Origin of the sequence: Anaplasma bovis (assembly GCF_036903315.1) — a bacterium.
Taxonomy (GTDB): Bacteria; Pseudomonadota; Alphaproteobacteria; order Rickettsiales; family Anaplasmataceae; genus Anaplasma; species Anaplasma bovis.
The window spans coordinates 1-6,898 of the sequence record NZ_JAWLNY010000054.1; the positions used below are offsets into that span (position 1 = coordinate 1).

General features: G+C 43.2%; 5 protein-coding genes. 3 read left to right on the top strand and 2 right to left on the bottom strand.

Annotated elements, in window-relative coordinates; genetic code table 11:
* Nucleotides 1-753: 753 nt before the first annotated feature.
* Both lipB and radC read right to left on the bottom strand, forming a co-directional pair.
* The gene (gene lipB, locus R4I06_RS04040; RefSeq protein ID WP_334414288.1) at nt 754-1,380 is read right to left on the bottom strand and encodes a lipoyl(octanoyl) transferase LipB; all 627 of its coding nucleotides are present in this window, start codon (nt 1,378-1,380) and stop codon (nt 754-756) included.
* Between the two features lie 78 nt (nt 1,381-1,458).
* Complete coding sequence (gene radC / locus R4I06_RS04045) at nt 1,459-2,157, bottom strand: RadC family protein (protein WP_334414289.1); 699 nt, start codon at nt 2,155-2,157, stop codon at nt 1,459-1,461.
* A 256-nt stretch (nt 2,158-2,413) separates the two neighbouring features.
* On the opposite strand from radC, the gene R4I06_RS04050 reads away from it, so the two are divergent.
* The 3 genes from R4I06_RS04050 (at nt 2,414) to R4I06_RS04060 (ending at nt 5,747) form a co-directional block, all read left to right on the top strand.
* Complete coding sequence (locus R4I06_RS04050; protein WP_334414291.1) at nt 2,414-2,695, top strand: co-chaperone GroES; 282 nt, start codon at nt 2,414-2,416, stop codon at nt 2,693-2,695.
* A 49-nt stretch (nt 2,696-2,744) separates the two neighbouring features.
* On the top strand, nt 2,745-4,388 hold the full coding sequence (groL, locus tag R4I06_RS04055; protein WP_334414292.1) for a chaperonin GroEL: 1,644 nt from the start codon (nt 2,745-2,747) through the stop codon (nt 4,386-4,388).
* Nucleotides 4,389-5,405: 1,017 nt separating this feature from the next.
* Complete coding sequence (locus R4I06_RS04060) at nt 5,406-5,747, top strand: hypothetical protein (RefSeq protein ID WP_334414294.1); 342 nt, start codon at nt 5,406-5,408, stop codon at nt 5,745-5,747.
* The last annotated feature ends 1,151 nt before the right edge of the window (nt 5,748-6,898 follow it).

Here is a 6,898-nt window from a genome sequence, read left to right on the forward strand (position 1 = left end):
TTCCCATCATGGAACCGTCCCATAAAACTTGTATTTGGGCACTTTGGAGTGTTATTGGTCGTTGTTGGTCCTGGAAAACTGTTACCCCTAGTCTCTTCCATGAAGGCATAGCTTGTATTGACTACGTATGATAATCCGCTTTCATTGGATCCTATCATGAAAATATCTCACAAAACTTATATCCCTGAGCACCTCAGGACGTTACTGAACCGTCGTATCAGGGAAAACTGTGTATTTAGCCTCTGCCACAAAGTCCTAGCTTCTATTTACTGCACGTACGGGAAAGCTGTACACCTAATTTCTTTTGTGAAGTCCCAGCTTCCGGCTAGCGATACAGCTGTTCCCATCGTGAAAATGCCTCATGAAACTTGTCCTTGAGACCTCAGGACGTTGCCAAACCTCATGTCCGGGAAAACTCTGTTTACCTAGCCTCTTCCGCAAAGCCACAGCTTCTGTTTGACTGCGCATGGATACCTATTATCGTGAGACCTTGTCATGAAAATGTTTCATAAAACTTATCTTTGAGCACTTGGGAGTGTTATTGATCTTGAAGCCTAGCAGTAAAAGTGTATCATAAAACCTGTCCTTGATGAGCGTCCAAGGACGCTCCTGGCCGTTGTGTCAGGGAAAGCTGTTACCCCCAGTCTCTTCCACGAAGGCATAGCTTCTATTTACTGCACGCAGAGAAAGCTGTACACCCAACTTCTTTTGCAAAGTCCTAGCTTCCTATTTGCAATGCATGGCTGTTCCTTATTACGAAAATGTCTCATAAAACTTGTTCTTGAGCACTTTGTCGAATTGTTCGTAGGAAACGGTGATGCCCAAGTCTTTAAGTGAAGTTACTCCAGCCCCTACTATCCCGCATGGAATAATTCCAGAATAATGGGTAAGGTCAGTACTTATGTTGACAGAAACTCCGTGATACGTTACCCAGCGAGTAATTCTTATACCAAAAGCTGCTATTTTTTTTCTTTGTCCGCAGCTGTTAACCCAAACTCCAATTTCATCCTCACTGAAGTAGCTCTCAACCGAAAAACTCTTTAGAGTATTCGCTATCCACTCACCCAAATCCCGTACATATGCACGCACATCGCATCTGCCCCTTTTCTTAAGGTCAAGCATAACGTATATAACCCTCTGCCCAGGGCCATGATAGGAGTATTTACCGCCTCTAGTGGTTGTGATAACAGGAAATTTATCGCTTTCCAGCAAATCCTCTGGTTTCGCACTTGTACCAGCAGTATATATGGGATGATGTTCCAACAGCCACACCATCTCCCGCTTTTTCCCCGCAACTATCCCGCGCACTCTATCGAGCATCGCATTAACCGCGTACTCATAATCTGTGAGTCCATCAGAAACGAGCCATTCAACCGACACAGATAACCGCTGCTTCGTCCAACGTGCAACATTTTACTACCGGGAAATCGCATGCGTCAACCTCGTGGCATTGATGTCTCATAGAAGACCATGCGTGTTGAAACTGTAGTGACGTTTCGGAGTGACAATTATGTGATCTACCAAGTTTATATTCATGTTACTGCAGGCCACTTTCAATTTCTTTGTAACTTCTATATCGGCTTTTGAAGGCCTGGGATCTCCGCTGGGATGGTTATGAGAGATCACTATGTGCGCGGCACCACAGGATAGGGACTTTTTTATTACCTCCCTAATATACAATGGAGCCTCATCCACGGTGCCAGTGTTGTGAACTTCATCATGTATAACGCCGTATCTTTTATTCAGGTACAAAACATAAAAATTCTCTATGTCGGAATTTCCTATTTTTACTCTTAGATAATCAACTAATTTTCCCCATTTATCGACTACAACACTATCCTCAATATCGTCCCTGAGAATCCTAACCATGGACTCCCTAACACACATAATTGCGGCTATGGATGAATTTCCTACACCTTTAACTTTGCCCAGCTCTATTGCATCTGCATAGAACACACCAGATAGGGTTTTAAATTTTTCCAGAAGACGCTTTGCTATAGGTTTGCAGTCAACACGGGTGCGCGCAGAGCATAAAATTAGTTCCAGTATTTCATAATCCAGCAATCCACGTCCGCAACCACTTATTAGTCTATTTCTCAACCTTTCCCTATGCCCAAGTTGCTGAATTTTTCGTTCCTCACATAGGTTATCTGACATATTAATATTATTGAGAAATATACTTAATTTAGTGTGGAAAATTCATAAATAGGCCAGACATTTTTTACACATATCATAACTTATCCGTTCATATAGTAACACACTGTTGGGAAAATTAGGGTTCTTTCCAAGTTGTAAATTAATATTAAAAAATGATTAAGTAGCACTTGAAATTCAATTTTACTACGCTTATATACCGCTAGGGTTATCGTGACACGTCACACGTCGTGGTCACTTATGTTTAGGAGGATCGTTTATGAATCTGGCTATGTTGCATGATAATGTGTTGGTAGAGGCTCTGGAGAGTGATGACAATTCTCCCATACAGCTCCCTGAATCCGCAAAAAAGAAGCCTACAAAGGGAAAGGTAGTGTCTGTAGGTCCTGGTGCTTTCGGTACTGATGGAAAGGTAGTTCCTATGTCAGTAAAGGCGGGTGACTGCGTTTATTACCGTCAATGGGCTGGTAACGAGCTAGAGCTCGGGGACAAGAAATTTATAGTCATGAAGGATAGTGACTTGATAGCTAAGGAAATGTAGTTCTGACGAGTTTTGTCTGTGTTGGTTTTAAAGTTTAGGAGGAGTTAAAATGGCAAATATAGTTGTCACGGGTGAGATGTTGGATAAAGCCATTAGGGAGGTAGTACATACTCTCGAAGGGGCTGTGGGATGTACTGCTGGACCGAAGGGCTTGACTGTTGCTATTAGCAAACCTTATGGATCACCTGAGGTCACAAAGGATGGATATAAGGTGATGAAGAGTATAAAGCCTGAAGAGCCTTTGGCTGCTGCGATAGCTAACATAATTACTCAAAGTGCTTCGCAGTGTAATGATAAGGTTGGTGATGGTACTACCACTTGTTCCATACTGACAGCAAAGGTTATTGAAGAAGTTTCAAAGGCTAAAGCTGCTGGCGCTGATGTAATAAGCATAAAGAATGGTATCTTAAAGGCGAAAGAAGCTGTGCTTACAGCTCTTATGTCAATGAGACGCGAAGTTGAAGAAGAAGAAATAGCTCAGGTGGCAACTATATCTGCAAACGGCGATAAGAACATAGGTAGCAAGATTGCTCAATGCGTGAAGGAAGTTGGAAGAGACGGGGTTATAACTGTCGAAGAGAGTAAGGGTTTCAAGGACTTGGAAGTAGAAAAGACTGATGGTATGCAGTTTGATCGTGGATATCTTTCCCCATACTTTGTAACAAATGCTGAAAAGATGCTGGTGGAGTTTGAAAACCCATACATATTTTTAACAGAAAAGAAAATCAACATAGTTCGCAGTATTTTGCCAGTTTTGGAAGGCGTTGCTAAATCTGGAAGGCCACTATTGATAATTGCAGAAGACGTTGAGGGTGAAGCGTTGAGCACTTTGGTACTCAATAAATTACACGGTGGACTACAAGTTGCTGCTGTTAAGGCTCCTGGCTTTGGTGACAGAAGGAAAGACATGCTTGGTGACATAGCTGTTATAGTTGGGGCTCGATATGTAGTAAACGACGAGCTAGCTGTTAAGATGGAAGACATCACTTTGGCCGATCTTGGTACTGCTAAGAATGTGCGTATAACCAAAGACACTACTACTATAATAGGAAGTGTTGACAGCGCGTCTGCAAGTATAGAAAACAGGACTAATCAGATCAAGGCTCAGATAGAAGTTTCTACTTCAGACTACGACAAGGAAAAGCTAAGAGAGCGTCTTGCGAAGCTTTCTGGTGGCGTTGCTGTACTGAAGGTTGGCGGCTCAAGTGAAGTGGAAGTAAAGGAGCGTAAGGACAGAGTGGAAGATGCATTGCACGCTACTAGAGCTGCTGTAGAAGAAGGGGTAGTCCCAGGGGGTGGAGCTGCTCTGCTGTACACTCTTTCATCGCTAGAAAACTTAAAGGGTAAGAACGACGATGAGCAGCTAGGTATCAATATAATCAAGCGTGCGGTTTGTGCTCCTATCAAGAGAATCATAAAGAACTCTGGCTCCGAGGAAGCACCATGCGTTATTCAGCACTTAGTGAAGCAAAATGACAAAGAGCTTATCTTCAATGTTGACACTATGAATTACGCTAATGCATTTACTTCTGGTGTTATGGATCCGTTGAAAGTAGTGCGTATCGCTTTTGACTTGGCTGTTTCTCTTGCGGCAGTATTTATGACTCTGAATGCAGTAGTTGTTGATGTGCCTAGTAAGGACGACGCTACACCTGCAGCCGGCGGCGGCATGGGTGGTATGGGCGGATTTTAATTAACTCGCTAAATACACGAAGAACACACGCCATCGCAAGGTGGTGTGTGTTCATCTTAGAATATGTAAAAAAGATCTCAAATCAACGCCTACACTGACATTGAGGAAAGAGCACACGCAATCATCGGTGATGTATACTCATTCTATCCAGTACAAAAGGCATCAAACCAACAACGCCCTATCTCTCTGAAAAGAATGCAAAAGGGGGTGTTCGACCGACTTTCTCTTGTTATGGTAAAAGCGCATTCCATCATAGGTGATATGTGTCCCTCCTAGATATATACAAGGGATTTCAAATGTACCTCCCTATGCTGTTGAAATCACCAACCATCGTGGATGATGTGCACTCGTCTGCACGTTCTCTCATGGAGTTTGTATAAAAATGTGTTGCAGACTTTAGATTAACAAGTGGCTATGTACTTAATCGCAGCCATCATGGCTGAGTATGCCATAGAGAGTGGTATAAAAATGGAGCAAGAGTAGATCTAGCTCACAGATTTGCTCGTCATGCGGGATATGGCAGTACGTTCGTTTCCGTACCATAGGCTAGAGTGTCCCTACCCTTGCTCACCACAGGTTAGAGTGGCGGCATGTTTGTCCTCCTTTCACAGGGTAATGTGATAAAAGGATGTAAAATTCACGACTTTTAGCTCTCAGGAAAGAGCGCACACAATTATATGTGTACTTACCTACCTGTCTAGAACATCATAAAGGAATCAAATCGGCAGCACCATATACACTAAAATTGGGACCACTGCAGGTTACACACTATCAGGGCTGGCGGTAAAAAAGGAGTGCCAGACAATTGAGCTTACGGATTTATTTTCTCCGTGGCACATAGAAGCCCCTTGTACACAACTTGTTAGAATACGGTGTTGCGTGTAAGTATCAAATCAACAGTGCACACTGTAATGGTGAAAGTGCACTCTATCGCAGGTGATATGTGTTTCTCCTAGATACATGCACAAAGGATTTCAAATCACTTACGTCCCTGTGCTGGTGAAAGTGTGCTCTATTATGGCTGAGTACACTATAGAGGGTGATGAAAAAGAGGCACGTAGCCCTAGCAAGGACTTGTTCGTTATATGGCCTGTACAAGTCTCTTATTGTACCATGCCACTGCTTCACAATAGCAGTGTTCCTACCCTTGCTCACCACAGGTTAGAGTGCGGTGTGTTCGCCTGTGTCTCTTATAATAAGCATAGCAAGGGTATCGGACCAACGATGTTCTTGCAATGGCAAAGCACACTTTTCGTAGTGATGTGTACTGTCTGTCTGCTCTCTACAGAGTGGCGCAAAAAGGGGTATCAAATCAACGATTCCCCTATCAGGAAAGAGCACACACATAATCACCGATGATGTGTACTCACTCTATCCAGTACAAAAGGCATCAAACCAACAACGCCCTATCTCTCTGAAAAGAATGCAAAAGGGGGTGTTCGACCGACTTTCTCTTGTTATGGTAAAAGCGCACTATACCATAGGTGGCATGTGCTTCTCTTAGATATATACAAAGGATTTCAAATCCACCTACGCCGCGGGTCCTGTAAAAACACCGACCATTGCGTCTGGTGTGTCGCGCGGTACATTGGGTCCATTCGTTGCCATACCACCGGTTCAATAGCAGTGTTCCTAGAATATGCAACAAAGGATTTCAGATTTACCCTTAATACCTATACGTTGTGAAAACACCGTCGTGGCCGATAAAAAAAGAGCTGCAGTTACTTCTGGCTTACACCCTTCGTTGTCATGTAGGCACATAAAAATCCCTTGCTATACCACCGGTTCGAGTGGTGGTGTATTCGTCCGTTCTCTGCAGAGTGGTGTCGAAAAAGGGTATCAAATCAATGACTCACCTATAAGAGAAGAGTGCATACAATCGTCAGTGGTTTATACTGCGTCTATCGGGCATTATCCAGTGTAAAAGCATCAAAACACCCCCCCCCTCCAATGAGAGCGCACACAATCACATGTGATATATACTCATCTATTCGTATTATAATGTGCAACAAACAGCTCCTACTGCCCTCCTCCTCAAGGAGAAAATCACCGTCACTCCCATGCTTGGTAAAATCACGTTCCATCTCATGTCAGAGATGTCATCCAGGTGAGAACACCCGTTAAGGTGTGTAAAAGGAGTAGCAGACTTAGCGTTCACTTTTGTTGTCACATAAGCCTTAAAAGGGCATTGCCGCAGACTTAGGTGATGTAACTATCTATTCGTGTATTATACAGTACAACAAAAAGCTATCCCGTCCTTTCTACTCAAGAATAAAATCACCGTCACTCCCATGCTTGGTAAAATCACGTTCCATCTCATGTCAGAGATGTCATCCAGGTGAGAACACCCGTTAAGGTGTGTAAAAGGAGTAGCAGACTTAGCGTTCACTTTTGTTGTCACATAAGCCTTAAAAGGGCATTGCCGCAGACTTAGGTGATGTAACTATCTATTCGTGTATTATACAGTACAACAAAAAGCTATCCCGTCCTTTCTACTCAAGAATAAAATC